Source organism: Rhodococcus sp. H29-C3 (genome assembly GCF_030063405.1).
Taxonomy (GTDB): domain Bacteria; phylum Actinomycetota; class Actinomycetes; order Mycobacteriales; family Mycobacteriaceae; genus Rhodococcoides.
This window is the reverse complement of sequence record NZ_JASITC010000006.1, coordinates 198,190-212,624: the sequence shown is the minus strand read 5'-3', so window position 1 is coordinate 212,624 and position 14,435 is coordinate 198,190. Positions and strand designations below refer to the sequence as shown.

The window sequence follows — 14,435 nt, the reverse complement described above, 5'->3', positions numbered from 1 at the left end:
GGTAGTCCTATTCCGCCTTGGTAGGCAGCAGGTGGTCGGTGGCAGTGAAGCACCGAATGAGTTAGCCTTTCGCGAAACATGCTGCTCGTTGGGGAAACGTGAAGTGTGCGCGGTAATGGGGATACCGACCGGTGGGGGCATCGAGGCGTGAATACTGTTCGGTTCGTTCGCGGTGCGCGGCGTGAAGTTCCGCGTACTCCAGGCGGTGAGGTGACGCTTCAGACGCCACCGGAGATACCTCGGGTGATCCCGGGAAACTTGCTGATGAAGCTCATGCCCCTGGTCATGGTGGCAGCCATGGTCGGCATGGTCGCGTTGATGTTCACCTCCGGCATGGCCGCCAACCCGATGATGCTGATGTTTCCGGCGATGATGCTGGTATCGATGCTGGGCATGGTCGCCGGTGGTGGGCGCGGCGGTGGCGCCAAAACTGCGGAGTCGAACGAAGACCGCAAGGACTATCTGCGCTACCTCGACCAACTGCGCAGGGACGTGGCAGCAACCGCGGCCAGCCAGCGTGAGGCGCTCGAGTGGTCGCATCCTGACCCGCAGATTTTGTGGTCGTATGCGGGCACCCCGAGGATGTGGGAGCGCCGCATCTCCGATCCGGACTTCTGTCATGTTCGGATAGGTCGGGGAGACCAGCGACTGGCGACGCGCCTCGTTCCCCCGGAGACCGGGCCCGTCGAAGAACTCGAACCCGTCTCTGCGGTGTCACTGCGGCGGTTCGTACGGGCACATTCCGTTGTGGGGGGTCTCCCCACCGCTGTGTCGCTTCGCGGATTCGCTGCCATTTCCGTGTCCGGAGATCGAGATTCCTCACGTTCCATGGTCCGTTCCATGGTGGCGGCGCTCTGCATGTTCCACGATCCCGACCAGTTGCGGCTCGCAGTGGTCTGCGGCCCCGACACGGTTGCGTTCTGGGATTGGACCAAATGGCTTCCCCACACTCAGCACGATGTTGCCAGGGACGGTGTCGGGACTGCACGAATGATCTATGGATCGTTCCTCGAACTCGAATCCTCGCTCGGCGAACACCTCTCGCTGCGGAACAGATTCGCCCGTGGTGGCTCGCCGTCCGCGGGAGTCCCACAGCTCGTGATCATCGTCGACGGTGGCCTACTCGACAACAGTGGAACCGATCTTCCGCGAACCGGGCTCGATGCGGTCACGATCGTCGATCTCTCCGACTTCTGCACCGCACTTGCTGCCAGTCGAGGCATTCGTCTGTTTGCCGAGAACGGTTCGATCGGCGCTGTCAGCGGCTCACGCGTCGAGGTATTCGGCGTCTCGGACGCGATGAGCGTCGCACAGGCGGAAACCGTGGCGCGAAGGCTGTCTCCGTATCGAACCGCAGTCGATGTCGGCGTCGATTCCGGCGGAGAGGATACCGAGTCGACCTCGAGCTGGAACTATCTTGTCGGAATCGCCGACGTCGGTCTCCTCGACCCGAGTCGCGCGTGGGTGCCCCGTCGTGGCCGTGATCGCCTTCGCGTACCTATCGGAATTGCACCCGATGGAAGCTCGGTGGAGATCGATCTGAAGGAGTCGGCCGAGAACGGCATGGGCCCGCACGGGTTGTGCATCGGCGCAACCGGTTCGGGAAAATCGGAGTTTCTCAGGACACTCGTCCTGGGTCTCATTGCCACACACGACCCGAACCAGCTCAATCTGGTACTCGTCGACTTCAAAGGTGGTGCGACGTTCGCCGGGCTCGAAGGAGCGCCACACGTTGCTGCGGTGATCACCAACCTCTCCGAGGACCTGTCGCTGGTCGATCGGATGAAGGACGCCATTGCGGGCGAAATGAATCGCCGTCAGGAGCTACTCCGCGATTCGGGCAACTACGCCAATGTGTCCGACTACGAGAAGTCAAGAGCTGGCGGTGCCGCGCTCGCTCCATTGCCTGCGTTGTTCATCGTTGTCGACGAGTTCTCGGAGTTGCTGAGCCAACAGCCCGAGTTCGCAGATCTCTTCGTTGCTGTCGGGCGGTTGGGGCGGTCGCTGCACATGCACCTCCTGCTGGCCAGTCAGCGCTTGGAGGAAGGGAAGCTGCGCGGGCTGGACAGTCATCTGTCGTATCGAATCGGATTGAAGACCTTCTCTGCCAACGAGTCTCGCTCTGTTCTCGGAGTTCCGGATGCGTATCATCTACCCGCGCAACCTGGCGCCGGGTATCTCAAATGCGATTCTGCCGAGATCGTCCGCTTCGCGGCGGCATACGTTTCCGGGCCCTACGTCCGCCCTCGAAACGCGGTACGGGGGAGCAGCGATAGTTCGGTGACGGTTCGACCGCGGATTTTCAGCGCTTATCCGGTGCAGATGGATGCGGTCGAACCGTCGATCGACGATATCGGTGCCCCGCACGAGGAGCGCCTTCAGGAGGAAGAAGCCAGGCGCGACAGCAGGACGGTGCTCGACGTCGTGGTCGAACGGCTGCAGGGCAGCGGTCAAGCGGCACACGAGGTCTGGTTGCCGCCGCTCGATTTGCCGCCCACGCTCGATCGGATGATTCCCGATTCGGTTCTGTCGGCGCCGGTTGCAACGATCCCGTCGCTACGGGCACCGATCGGCATAGTGGACCGCCCGTTCGATCAACGGCGCGATCTACTGGTAGTGGACTTGTCGGCGGCCCAAGGCCACCTCGCGATCGTCGGAGGGCCACAGTCCGGGAAGTCGACGGCGCTGCGGACGCTGATCATGTCGTTCGCTCTGACCCACACTCCTGGGCAGGTGCAGTTCTACTGCCTCGATTTCGGGGGAGGAACGCTAGGCGGACTCGCCTCGCTTCCACACGTCGGATCGGTCGCGAGCAGGCTCGACGTCGACCGGGTGCGGCGGACCGTCGCCGAAGTCGCGGCAGTGATCGGACGACGCGAGAGAATATTCCAACAACGGGGTATCGACTCGATCGTCGAATTTCGTCGTCGTCGCGCCGAGCAACTGATCGACGACGAGGATGGTTTCGGAGACGTCTTCCTGGTCGTAGATGGCTGGGGCAGTATTCGATCCGATTTCGAAGCACTCGAGCCTCAGCTTGCCGCGCTGACAGCGCAGGGGTTGTCGTATGGCGTTCACCTGATCCTCACCGCGTCGCGGTGGGCCGAGATCCGTCCTGCAACCAAGGATCTCGTCGGAACGAGGATCGAACTGAAGTTGGGTGACGCGTCCGATTCCGAGTTCGGGAGAGTGAAGGCCGTACGGGTTCCGGACAGCAGGCCCGGTCGGGGAATCACGAAGGAGGGGTTGCACCTCCTCGTAGGATTGCCGCGGGTCGACGGCTCCTCGTCGACCGTCGATCTCGGTGTCGGAATTCAGCATGCGGTGGCGGCGGTTGCGCAGGCCTACGTCGGTCTTTCGGCGCCACGTGTGCGCATGCTTCCCGAGAGCTTGCCGCGAGGCGAGCTCGTCGATCGGCTTGTCGGCCGCTGGCCACGCTCGCGCGGATCGGTGCCGGAATTGCGGGTTCCCATCGGAATCGACGAGGCAGAACTCGATCCGGTGACACTCGATTTCGCCGAGCAGGCGCACTTCCTGGTATTCGGTGACACCGAGTGCGGGAAGACGGCGTTGCTCGAGTCGATCTGCACTTCTCTCGTCGAGGCCAACACGCCGTCGCAAGTAAAGTTGATACTCGCCGACTACCGTCGCACGATGCTCGGCACCGTCGACACCGACCATCTCGCAGGATATGCAGCCTCGCAAGCTGTTCTGATGACGATGATGACCGAGCTCGCCGCGAAACTCGCCGATCGGATGCCTGGGCCCGACGTCACTCAGCAGCAACTTCGTGAGCGCACCTGGTGGAGTGGACCGGAGATATTCGTGATCGTCGACGACTACGACCTAGTGGCCACGTCGACGGGAAACCCATTGACCGTTCTCGTCGAGTATCTGCCACACGCCCGCGACATCGGGTTGCACGTGGTGCTCTCTCGGAGATCGGGCGGGGCATCGCGAGCGTTGTACGACCCCGTCATTTCACGTATGCGTGATCTCGTGTCGCCTGGTCTGGTCATGAGCGGCAGTCGCGACGAGGGAAATCTGATCGGTTCGGTCAAGCCGAGCGCCATGCCGCCCGGGCGTGGCACGCTGGTAGACAGGCGAGGCCAGTCGCTTGTTCAGCTGGCGTGGACAGCGCGGTGATCAGTGAAAGCAGCTACGCGGCAGTAAGTCTCGGGGACGGTCCGGTGTCGGTATTGACGGTGTCGGGTCTCGGCTCCGCGGAGTTCGAGTTTCGACCTACGGTGACGATGCGTGACGGAACGCCCGAGTACCTGGTAACCGAACTCGGGCGGGATACCCCACCGGAGGTTGCGCACGCGTACCCCATGAGCTTCGTCGAGGACGCCGAGTGCCTTGTCGGTTCGACCGTTGTACCCACGGCAGTGGTGATGCACGGTGTCCTCGGTGCATCGCTCGCTGCGGCTGGTGCACCACCGATCGTCGACGTCCTCGAAATTGCCTGTCCGTCGCACTGGGGCCCCGTCGCTGTGCGCGACGTTCGCGCTGCCGCCATGCCTTTGGCGCGTGAGGTGATCGTGGTCGATGCTGCAAGCGCGGCAACTCACTCCGTCGGTCAGCGAGCGCCTTCGTACGCCATCGTCGTCGAATTGGCCGAACTCGATTCGGTGGTGTGTGCGGTCACCGCCGACGGCCGAGGCGGCTACATCAGGACGTGCAGATGGGATGTGCAGGGCACGCGCGACTTGGGTGGTGATCGAGGGGCCGAGGCTTCGATTCTCGACCGGGTCTCGTCATTCGTTGCCACGCAACGCCATCGGGAGGGGGTGGATGTATTCGTACTGGACACTACGGCCGGCGGTGACGCAAAGGTACTCGCCGAATCGCCGTATCGCATCCATCGAATGCGCGGCGTGGACATCGTTCGGTCCATGGCGGCTCGCGCAGGGCTGTCGATTCCAGCGGACAGCCCGGGGCAGTCGAGGGTGAATCCAGCGGATGAAGTTGGTTATTCGGGCAGCTCGGAAGACGAGACGGAGGATCGCTGGGCGAGGATGACGCCCATGCCCGTCCGTGCGGCAGCCTGGCTGGACGAGTTCGATACCGGCGCGGTGTCGGGTGCCCGGCGTCGTCGGAAGGTGCAGCAGGCTGTCCTGGTGGCGGTCGCGGTGGCGATGAGTTCGGCGGTGTTGGTGGCCGTCGTCTCGATGCGTGGAGAACCGGATCGGCTCGCTGATCCCTCGCACGCGGATTCACCATCGGTGACCATCCCGTCCGCGTCGGTGCCCGGTCCTGTTACCTCGTCCCCACCGGTGACGAGCACTGCCGTACCCGCTGCCTCGGCGCCGAGAGGAGTTGAAGACGGACCGTCGACGAAATACTCCTACGGCCGCGTCGGGCTTCGGATTCCGGACGGTTGGTCGCACCGGGAGGACGCTGAGCGGTCGATTCTCGTGCCGTCGGATCTGCCCGATCGCAGAATCGTGGTCACTACCACCGTTCTGCGTCCAGGCGCATCGTTCGACGACGTTGCCGACGATCTGTCCGCGATGGTGGCTGCCCGTGCTTCCGATGGCGTGGTCGGCGATCTGATTCGGGCGAGGGACGTCGGTGGTCGAGTCGCGCTGTCGTACAAGGAATCCCCCGATGTCGACTCGACGGTGAACTGGCAGATCTTCGTCGAGGACGATCTGCAGATCAGCATCGGTTGTCAGAGTCGGCGTGGTGAGCAGCACCTGCTCGATGCCGAATGCGCCGGGGTTGTCTCCACTTTGACGGTTGCACCCGAGTGAACTGCGATCAATTCATTCAAAAATTTCCACATCCATGGAACCGAAGGGCATCGCGCGTGCGTCCAACCAGATGTAGGGGGGAATCGCACTTGCGCCGAAGGCGAACCGCTGCCCAGTTCGAGTACTCGACCGAGCACTCGGAACCGAAGACATCGAGGAGTTGACATGGCAGAAGCCAATATCGAAACCATGATCGCCGTGGCCGCAAAGGTAGACGGCCTGCGCGACCAGATCGGAGGGCTGCTGAGGCTGCTTCGCTCGGATGTCGACCTTGCGGCATCGGGAATCTGGAAAGGAAAGGCGTCGACCTCGTTCGGTCAGGTCATGACCAACTGGGATTCGAGCGCATTCAAACTCGAGAATGCGCTCGCGGGCATCAGTGAGTCGATCAAGACCAGTGGTATCGAGTACGACCAGTCCGAGCAGGACAACGTCTCGTCGATCAATGCGGTCGCAGGCACGCTGAACCTGTGATGTTCGAGCGTGCTTCACGGTTGCGAAGCACTCGAACACATCTCACGAGAGTCCACCACTTGCCCCACCGAACGGAAACGAGGAACTGACTATGGACGGCGAAATCAGATACAACTTCGGCTCGATCACCGATCTGGCCGGCGGTATGACCAACAAATGGCAGTCGCTCAACGACAAACTCGACGAGATCAAGTCGTCGATTCAACCTCTCGTTGCGACGTGGCAGGGTGCCGATGCCGACGCGTATCAAGTCAAGCAAGGGGAATGGAACTCGGCGCAGACCGAGCTCACCACGGTCCTGCAGAGCCTGATCGGCGCGGTCAACTCCGGCAACCAGAAGATGATGGAACAGGAAGCTATGAACCGGTCCCGTTTCTCGTGAGGTAGTCGTGTGGCCATGTGCCCCGGCATTGCGCTCGATGCCGGGGCCGTGCCGTGTCCGCAGGACCAGCCGCCAATACTGATCGGCACTCGACTCGGGTTGCTTCTACGTCGTCGTACCTGTGAGGTGGAAGCGTGGACCCCGTCGAAGCACGCAGGCGCATAGCCGATGCGCAGAGTGCAGCGCAAAGTCGCTTGGAGTCTTTGCGTGCACAGTTCGATGTGATCGTGGCGGGGTCCGAGTGGACCACCGATGACGACGAGCACGATCCGGAAGGATCGACCATCGCCTTCGAGCGCGCCAAGGTGATCGGGCTGGCGCGGGATGCAGAGGTCGAAGTTCGTGAGCTCGACGCAGCTCAGGAACGTGTCGCGTCAGGTTCTTACGGAGTGTGCGAGCGATGCGGTTCGGCTATCGCGGATCCGCGCTTGGAGGCGCTCCCCGCGGCTCGGCGCTGCATAGTCTGCCTCCGACTTCGGTGAAGGCGTTTTGACCTGCTGTAGTTACAACCGGTATTGTCCCACGATGGCGTGGATGAGATCGTCGCGCGCGTTGTGCGGCGATCACTTGCTCTCGGGTCTCAACTGGCCGCCGAGGGGATACACACGTCTTGGCCAGCAGCGACATCATGAAGACAGGAATTTTTGTGTCTACATACAGCCCTAAGGCCGGGGACACCACCCGGACTTGGCATGTGATCGACGCTACGGACGTTGTACTCGGTCGGCTCGCCGTCCAGGCAGCCAACTTGCTCCGTGGCAAGCACAAGCCCACCTACGCAGCCAACGTCGACGGTGGCGACTTCGTCGTCATCATCAACGCGGAGAAGGTTGCCATCAGCGGTAACAAGCGCGATGGCAAGCTCCTCTACCACCACTCCGGCCACCCGGGCGGTTTGAAGTCGCGCACGGTCGGCGAGGTTCTCGACAGGACCCCCGATCGTCTCGTGGAAAAAGCCGTCATCGGCATGATCCCCAAGAACAAGCTCGGCAGTGCCATCGCGGGCAAGCTGAAGGTCTACGCGGGACCGAACCACCCGCATACAGCTCAGCAGCCCGTTCCGTTCGAGATCAAGCAGGTGTCCCAGTGACGGCGCCGGAGGGAAATGACGTGACGTCGCAGGAGAACACCGAAGAGGTCGTCGAGATCGCCGCGGACGAGTTCGTGGCCGTCGAAGAGCCTGAGGTAGTCGAGGAGATCGAAGCCGCTGCTGCAGCGCCTGCACCGATCCTGTTCGATCGCCCGATCCAGACGGTCGGTCGTCGTAAGGAAGCCGTCGCTCGCGTGCGGTTCTCCTCGGGCAGCGGTGGGTTCAAGCTCAACGGCCGTAGCCTCGAAGACTACTTCCCCAACAAGGTGCACCAGCAGCTGATCAAGGCTCCGTTGGTCCTCGTCGATCGGGCAGAGTCCTTCGATATCGTCGCCCTGCTTCACGGTGGCGGCCCGTCCGGACAGGCAGGCGCATTGCGTCTGGCTATCGCGCGCGCCCTCATCGAGCTCACCCCGGAAGACCGTCCGCCGCTCAAGGCTGCCGGCTTCCTCACGCGTGATGCGCGTTCGGTGGAGCGCAAGAAGTACGGTCTGAAGAAGGCACGTAAGGCGTCGCAGTACTCCAAGCGCTGACGTTCTTTCCAGTTCTACCCGCGAGGGCAGGCGTCCAGAATTCTCGGATGCCTGCCCTCGCGGCGTTTGAAGATCAATTTTTATTCTGGCGAAGGGGGACGAACTCCAGATGACTCGACTGTTCGGTACCGATGGTGTGCGGGGGCTGGCCAACGGCTTGTTGACTCCGGAGTTGGCGGTGAAGGTGGCCAGGGCTGCCGCAACCGTCTTGACGCAGGCTTCAGCGACGGAACGACCCGTCGCGGTGGTGGGTCGTGATCCTCGAGCGAGTGGTGAGATGCTCGCAGCCGCGGTGACTGCAGGCCTTACGGCGTCGGGAGTCGACGTGCTCGACGTCGGGGTCCTCCCGACACCTGCCGTTGCGTACCTGACATCGGCGCGCGGTGCGCAACTGGGTGTCATGATCTCCGCGTCTCATAATCCGATGCCGGACAACGGAATCAAGATTTTCGCGGTAGGCGGACACAAGCTCGACGACGACGTCGAAACTCGAATCGAGACCCTCGTAGCCGGAGACGGTGCCATGCCCGCACCCACCGGTTCGGGTATCGGCCGCGTCCGAGTGATGATGGGTGCTGCCGAGGAATATGCGGCGCATCTCGGCTCGGCACTGTCGATTCGGCTCGACGGCGTCACCGTTGTCGTCGATTGTGCGAACGGTGCTGCGTCCGCCGTCGCGCCCTCGGTGTACGCGGCAGCGGGAGCGAGGGTGATCGCGATCAACGCGGACCCGGACGGCCTCAATATCAACGACAGCTGCGGATCCACGCATATGGAAGAGCTACAGGCAGCCGTGGTGTCCCATGGAGCGGACTTGGGCATCGCTCACGACGGTGACGCCGACCGATGCCTCGCCGTCGACGCCTCCGGGCACATTGTCGATGGCGACGCAATCATGGCGATACTGGCCATCGGAATGAAGGAATCCGGCGAGCTCACCGACAACACGCTGGTCGCGACCGTCATGAGCAATCTCGGTTTGCACATTGCGATGCGCGCCGCTGATATCGACATGCGCACCACAGCAGTAGGCGACCGGTATGTTCTCGAGGATCTTAGAGCTGGGGGCTACGCCTTGGGGGGCGAGCAAAGTGGCCACGTTGTCATTCCCGGGTTCGGGACCACCGGTGATGGAACCCTCACCGCGTTGCGAATCATGGGGAGAATGGCCGAGACCGGTCGTTCTTTGGCCGATCTGGCCTCGGCAATGACCACACTTCCGCAGGTGCTCATCAACGTGAAGGTATCGGACAAGACAGCTGTGGCGACGGCGCCTGCGGTGCTCGAAGGTGTGGCCGAGGTCGAGCGTATTTTGGGGGATACAGGTCGAGTGTTGTTGCGGCCCAGCGGTACCGAACAGTTGGTACGGGTGATGGTGGAGGCGGCCGAGCCGGACCTCGCCCGTCGACTCGCCGAGGAGTTGGCGAATCGGGTCGGGCAGGTCTGACTCGGGCCGTCCCCGAGATCAGTGTTTTCGGTCGGATCAGTCCGTCAGAGCACGAAGCGCGGTCAACTGTGCGACACGTCCTGCGGTGTTTTCTGCCAGAGGTTGGACGTTCAGTGTGGTGACACCGGCCTCGGCGAATGCCGCGACGCGTTCCTTCACGTAGCTTTCCGGACCGATCAGGTTGATGGCGCGCACGAGCTCGTCGGGCACCGCAGCCGTCGCTTCTTCCTTCTTGCCTGCCAGATACAGGTCCTGAATCTTCTCGGCCTCGGCTTCGTAACCGTATCGTCGAGCGAGGTCGTTGTAGAAGTTCTTTCCCTTGGCTCCCATTCCGCCGATGTACAGGGCGAGGTGAGGCTTGACCCATGGGAGGTACTTCTCAGCGTCCTCGCCGATGGCGAGCGTCGGACTTGCGAAGACCTCCAGGTCGCCCAGGGACGGGTCTCGCTTGGCCTTGCCTGCACTCAGCGCGTCGCCCCACACTTGGTCCGCTTTTTCCGGGAAGTAGAAGATCGGCTGCCAGCCCTCGGCGATTTCTGCGGTGAGCTCGACGTTCTTGGGTCCGAGTGCAGCGATGACTACCGGGATCTTTTCGCGCACAGGATGATTGATCAATTTGAGCGGCTTGCCCAGGCCTGTTCCCTTGTCTGCAGGCAAGGGGATCTGGTAATGCTTGCCCTGGTGGACGACCTTCTCGCGGCGCCACACCTGACGGCAGATCTCGATGACCTCGCGGGTCCGAGCGATGGGTGCGTCGTACTTGACCCCGTGGAAACCCTCGACGACCTGGGGGCCGGACGCGCCGAGGCCGAGAACGAAGCGACCGTCGGAGACGTAGTCGAGGCCGGCTGCAGTCATGGCAGTCAATGATGGTGTGCGGGTGTAGATCTGGAAGATGCCCGACGCGATCTTGATCGTGGACGTCTTCGCTGCCAGGAAGCCGAGCTGGCTGACGGCGTCGAACGAGTATGCCTCGGGAACGAAGATGATATCGAGGCCCGACTTCTCGAGTTCTTCTACCTCGGCCACGGTTTCTTTGAAACCGCCCGAGTAGTTGAGCGTGGTTCCGATATGCATGAGACTCCTCGCAGGTGTGAGCGTGTTATCTGTAACCCGAGCTGTATACCTGGGACGTTACCGGTACCGGAGGGAACCGATCCCACGCGGGCTGCGTCGAACAGGACAGGGGTATTTCGCCCGACGGACGTGGAAGCGTGGTGTGCGAGATGTGTGACGAGTTGGACATCGATGCGGCTGCAGTCGGTGCTGTAGCCGGAGCTTTCAGCGATAGCGCCCAGGCAATTGCGTCGGCTGCAGAAATTGCGAGCGGGTTCACTTTCGGTCCGACGGTCGCCGGCCGGAACTACGGCGACCTCGGTGTGCGTATTGCAGCGGCCGGCGAACGTGTGGGGTCGTCGCTACGACGCTGGAGTGAGGCGTCCGAGGACAACGCCGACCGGTTTCGCACCAGCGTCGACGGATATCGATTTTTCGACGATGCGCTGTCGACGGGTCTGCACGATCCCCGAATCGAATCGACCCGATGACATCACCGACGATGCCGGGTGTGGAGTCTTTGGTCTCGGTCGACAGCCTTCTCGACGGCGGTACCCGTGGCTTGCTGTATTTCGAACGTCACCTCCCGACGCTGAATCGGATCGATGGTTCTCTCGAGTGGACGTACGCCGAAATGTGCGCACGCTACGACGAGCAACGAGGGCTGGATATTGCGGCCTTGACTGCCGATGCCGAAGCGTTGGGCAGAGTGCTCGAGGTTGCACGCTCGCAGATCGAGGAACAGCGGCGTCTGTCCGCGGTGCTGGACCGTTCGTGGTCGGGCACAGCCGGTGAGGCGGCGATGTCGGACGTGGAATCGGACCTGCAGTGCGCACTCTCGCGTGTGAACTCGATCGATCAGCTGTACCAATCCATGCACACCGCAGTCGATGTCATCGGCGAGATCGTACGGGACAAGGCGACCGTCGTGGGATCGATCGACTTCTCTCGCGTCGGCGGCAAACCGATCGAGTCGATCGAGGCGATCTCGTACTTCGCCGGTCTCGAGCTCGATTCCTTCCAAGGTGTCGGGCCGGTCGCGAATGCGTTTCTGGCTACGGTCGAGACTGCGCTGCCGGAGATCGCGAAGGTGGTCGACACGCGGACACCCCTCGACAGTGTCGGACTGGGCAAGGTTCGAAAAGTCTGCGATGCGTGGCTGAACGAAGTTTTCCGGCCCGCGGTCACGGAGACCTGTCTCGCATTCGTGGAAATCTGCACGGCTACGGACACCGGCGTTCGAGACCTCTTGGCAGTCGTGGCGAACACAGCGGAGGCCATCGAAAATTCCGAATTTCGGTCCACCGACATCGACGACTCGGCTGTGAGCCGACTGGACCCCGAGTGCCGAACTGCACCCGACGATCTTCCGGAATGTGGCCCGGGCACGATGCCGCCGCCGGAACCGCAGCAGTCCGCACCGCAGCAGTCCGCACCGCAGCACTCGGCCCAGCCGCAGTCCGCACAGCCGCAGGCCGCACTTCCGCAACAGGCTGTGCCGACAACAGCCCCTGCGACCAGCAGCATGCCAGCGCAGCCGCAGCCGCAGCAGAGCCCGGACATCGACACCGGAAGTCGCACTGGCCCCTCCGGTTCAGCAGGCTCGCCCGACTCGGCGGCAGCAATCGAGTCGGCGGTGCAACGTGCACTCGAACCGCTCACCGCCGATATTCGCTCGGCCATAGATCGCATTCTTGATTCCGAAGCTGGTGAAACACCGGCCCCTCTAAACGGTCGAGGGGAGGCGCTGAGCTCGAACAGCTTTGTTCCGGAACAGGATTCACCGGCTTTCGTGGAGCCGCCGGAGGCTGACGCGGAACCAGCGAACGCTGGCACGCAATTGCCGACTGCTGACCCGGCGGAGCCGGACCCGGGTGGAATGTCACCAGAACGAGGGCACCTCATGGCCGAGTTGGATGGGCACAGCGCGAAGATCGCTGTGGCGGAAAATGGAACGTTGTCATTGGAACTCGGTAACCCCGACGGCGGAGTACGTCGATTCGAACTTCGGATGGGTCCGCTCGGGCTTCCCGTGATCGTCGAGACTCTCGAAGCTCCGCCCGTCGTTACCGGCTCGGCTCCGGAACAACAGACACCCGAGCTAGCTAACCCCGAGCGAGCTATCCCCGAACAGGGAGATCCCGACCGGCCTACGGGTGAATCGAACGTCGAGAAGCCGGAGGTGGAACCGGAGGAAGGGCCCGACCCAGAGCCTGCACCCGCCGTACCGGACCTCGGTACGTCCGAAGACTCCGAACCCGAATATTTCGAACCTGGGGTGTGCGCGCCGGACCGGGGGAGTGCCGAGGGTGAAGCCGCCACGATGGAACCCCCGATAGAGCCCCCGATGCAAACTCCGTCGCAGCCCCGGACACCGGCAGAGGGTCCGGCACCTTCAGCGGCGGAGCAGGGCCCAGAGGGGCCGTCGTTGGACTCGGGTGCACACCTTGCCGAAGCCGGGCCGCTGTGACCGGCGGTGGGGGCACGTGGAGGAGCGAAATCCAACGCGTTCGGGCCGAGCACCGTGCCGCACTGGATCGGGTGTCGGATCGACTCGACACGATTGCGCGCACTACGGCCGGTGTCGGGCCGTCACCGGCCGCAATTGACGACCACGGCCCGCGTCCGGGGCCGAGTGGAGTTTCTAACGAGAACGTCGAGGAAGATCGATCCGTGAACGCGTACCGGTCGTATCTGTTGCCGGCGAACCTCGATACGCGGGTGCAGGCAGCAGTCCAGGCAACCTGGGCCGAGGACAACCCGCCTTCGAGCTGGCTGAGGTGAAGAGGATCAGCGACCGATCACTGCACGCACTGCCGAGATTGCGCTCGGCTTCGGCTGCTCCGCGATTGGTGCGTGGGGATCGATTACTCGCGTGTTCTTCAATTCCGCTGCACCGGCGAGTTCTTCGTACTTCTTGTCGCCGGAGAGGTGGAACAACAGGAATGCAGTCAGTAGCGCGCGGACGACCTCGACTGTCGACCTCTCGGTACCGCCGAAGCCGAGGGGGCTGAGCAGCCGTCTTCCTTCGACCATGCCGTCGGAAGACGCTTTGTCGATGCGTCGAAATGTCGAGGGCCCTCCCCATGCGCCGGCGAGCGCGAGTGTGTTGTCGTTCAACGAATCGGTCATGGCTGCATCTCCCAGCACCAAACCGGGCACCGGCAAGGATTGCGCTGCGGTCTCCGCGCTCGGCACCGTCGGTGCTGGAAAGAGCGCGGCTACGGCTTTGATGTCCGAGCGTGATGCGGCTGCGAGAACTGCAACGCTCGCTCCCATGCCGTGGCCGGCTACGGCGAGTTTGTCGGGGTGCACACTGATATTGCCGGTTCCCAACCGCACTCCGGTCATGATGTCGAGCACTGTGCCGAGGTCGGCGGCAAGGCCGCGGTGTGACGGAAACGGCCCGCGTTCGGTGTCGGGCGCCGCGGCGACGATGCCCCACGACGCAAGGTGCTTCAGGGTGTTCGTGTAGTGGTCGCCGCGCAACAGCCAGCCGTGCCCGAAAGCGACTCCGGGCAGGTTGTAGCCCTCCGCCGGGGTGTAGACGACGCCGGGTTGCCCGGCGAGGGCGAGGTCACCGCGGAGCACTTCGTGCGGACCGCGCTTGCTGAGTTCTGCTGCGAGCTTCTTAGGTGTCGCCACGGATGTAGACGCTATCGGATCGGGTGTGATCGGCGGGGGTACGGGGCCGAGT

General features: G+C 63.0%; 13 protein-coding genes. 11 read left to right on the top strand and 2 right to left on the bottom strand.

Translation table 11 applies throughout. The features are described from left to right. Positions 1-147 precede the first annotated feature (147 nt). The 8 genes from eccCa to glmM all read left to right on the top strand — a co-directional run bounded on the left by eccCa (position 148) and on the right by glmM (position 9,682). Complete coding sequence (gene eccCa / locus QMK32_RS16175; RefSeq protein WP_283476093.1) at positions 148-4,146, top strand: type VII secretion protein EccCa; 3,999 nt, start codon at positions 148-150, stop codon at positions 4,144-4,146. Then, a complete protein-coding gene (locus QMK32_RS16170; protein WP_283476092.1) occupies positions 4,143-5,756 on the top strand; it encodes a type VII secretion-associated protein in 1,614 nt (537 codons plus the stop codon). The genes eccCa and QMK32_RS16170 overlap by 4 nt, the downstream gene beginning before the upstream one ends. 165 nt (positions 5,757-5,921) lie before the next feature. Continuing rightward, on the top strand, positions 5,922-6,230 hold the full coding sequence (locus QMK32_RS16165) for a WXG100 family type VII secretion target (protein ID WP_283476091.1): 309 nt from the start codon (positions 5,922-5,924) through the stop codon (positions 6,228-6,230). A 91-nt stretch (positions 6,231-6,321) separates the two neighbouring features. Then, the gene (locus QMK32_RS16160) at positions 6,322-6,612 is read left to right on the top strand and encodes a WXG100 family type VII secretion target (RefSeq protein WP_084348455.1); all 291 of its coding nucleotides are present in this window, start codon (positions 6,322-6,324) and stop codon (positions 6,610-6,612) included. Positions 6,613-6,746: 134 nt separating this feature from the next. Next, positions 6,747-7,094 carry a TraR/DksA family transcriptional regulator gene (locus QMK32_RS16155; protein ID WP_283476090.1) on the top strand — a complete coding sequence of 116 codons (348 nt, stop codon included), beginning with the start codon at positions 6,747-6,749 and terminating at the stop codon, positions 7,092-7,094. Between the two features lie 164 nt (positions 7,095-7,258). Then, positions 7,259-7,702, top strand: coding sequence for a 50S ribosomal protein L13 (gene rplM, locus QMK32_RS16150; RefSeq protein WP_136169556.1), 444 nt, complete (start codon positions 7,259-7,261; stop codon positions 7,700-7,702). Continuing rightward, complete coding sequence (gene rpsI, locus QMK32_RS16145; RefSeq protein ID WP_269302996.1) at positions 7,699-8,235, top strand: 30S ribosomal protein S9; 537 nt, start codon at positions 7,699-7,701, stop codon at positions 8,233-8,235. The genes rplM and rpsI overlap by 4 nt, the downstream gene beginning before the upstream one ends. Positions 8,236-8,344: 109 nt before the next feature. After that, positions 8,345-9,682, top strand: coding sequence for a phosphoglucosamine mutase (gene glmM, locus QMK32_RS16140; protein WP_283476086.1), 1,338 nt, complete (start codon positions 8,345-8,347; stop codon positions 9,680-9,682). Positions 9,683-9,718: 36 nt separating this feature from the next. Here glmM and QMK32_RS16135 read toward each other — a convergent pair whose 3' ends face one another. Further along, positions 9,719-10,759 (bottom strand): LLM class F420-dependent oxidoreductase, encoded by a 1,041-nt coding sequence (locus tag QMK32_RS16135; protein WP_136169553.1) that lies wholly within the window; start codon positions 10,757-10,759, stop codon positions 9,719-9,721. 149 nt (positions 10,760-10,908) lie between these two features. Between QMK32_RS16135 and QMK32_RS16130 the strand changes: the two genes are divergently transcribed. Genes QMK32_RS16130 through QMK32_RS16120 form a run of 3 tightly spaced genes read left to right on the top strand, consistent with a single transcriptional unit; the run spans position 10,909 to position 13,522 of the window. Next, the gene (locus QMK32_RS16130) at positions 10,909-11,229 is read left to right on the top strand and encodes a type VII secretion target (protein WP_283476083.1); all 321 of its coding nucleotides are present in this window, start codon (positions 10,909-10,911) and stop codon (positions 11,227-11,229) included. After that, positions 11,226-13,208, top strand: a complete 1,983-nt coding sequence (locus QMK32_RS16125; RefSeq protein ID WP_283476081.1) for a hypothetical protein — start codon at positions 11,226-11,228, stop codon at positions 13,206-13,208. The genes QMK32_RS16130 and QMK32_RS16125 overlap by 4 nt, the downstream gene beginning before the upstream one ends. Then, positions 13,205-13,522: a hypothetical protein gene (locus tag QMK32_RS16120; protein WP_283476080.1), complete on the top strand. Its 318-nt coding sequence runs from the start codon at positions 13,205-13,207 to the stop codon at positions 13,520-13,522. The genes QMK32_RS16125 and QMK32_RS16120 overlap by 4 nt, the downstream gene beginning before the upstream one ends. A gap of 6 nt (positions 13,523-13,528) precedes the next feature. On the opposite strand, the gene QMK32_RS16115 is transcribed toward QMK32_RS16120, so the two are convergent. After that, positions 13,529-14,383: a dienelactone hydrolase family protein gene (locus QMK32_RS16115; RefSeq protein ID WP_283476079.1), complete on the bottom strand. Its 855-nt coding sequence runs from the start codon at positions 14,381-14,383 to the stop codon at positions 13,529-13,531. Between the last annotated feature and the right edge of the window lie 52 nt (positions 14,384-14,435).

Bases quoted from the DNA above. Each gene is read 5' to 3' on its own strand.
- QMK32_RS16165 (WP_283476091.1), top strand. From the start codon at position 5,922: ATGGCAGAAGCCAATATCGAAACCATGATCGCCGTGGCCGCAAAGGTA.
- QMK32_RS16160 (WP_084348455.1), top strand. From the start codon at position 6,322: ATGGACGGCGAAATCAGATACAACTTCGGCTCGATCACCGATCTGGCC.
- glmM (WP_283476086.1), top strand. From the start codon at position 8,345: ATGACTCGACTGTTCGGTACCGATGGTGTGCGGGGGCTGGCCAACGGC.
- QMK32_RS16135 (WP_136169553.1), bottom strand. From the start codon at position 10,759: ATGCATATCGGAACCACGCTCAACTACTCGGGCGGTTTCAAAGAAACC.
- QMK32_RS16130 (WP_283476083.1), top strand. From the start codon at position 10,909: ATGTGTGACGAGTTGGACATCGATGCGGCTGCAGTCGGTGCTGTAGCC.
- QMK32_RS16125 (WP_283476081.1), top strand. From the start codon at position 11,226: ATGACATCACCGACGATGCCGGGTGTGGAGTCTTTGGTCTCGGTCGAC.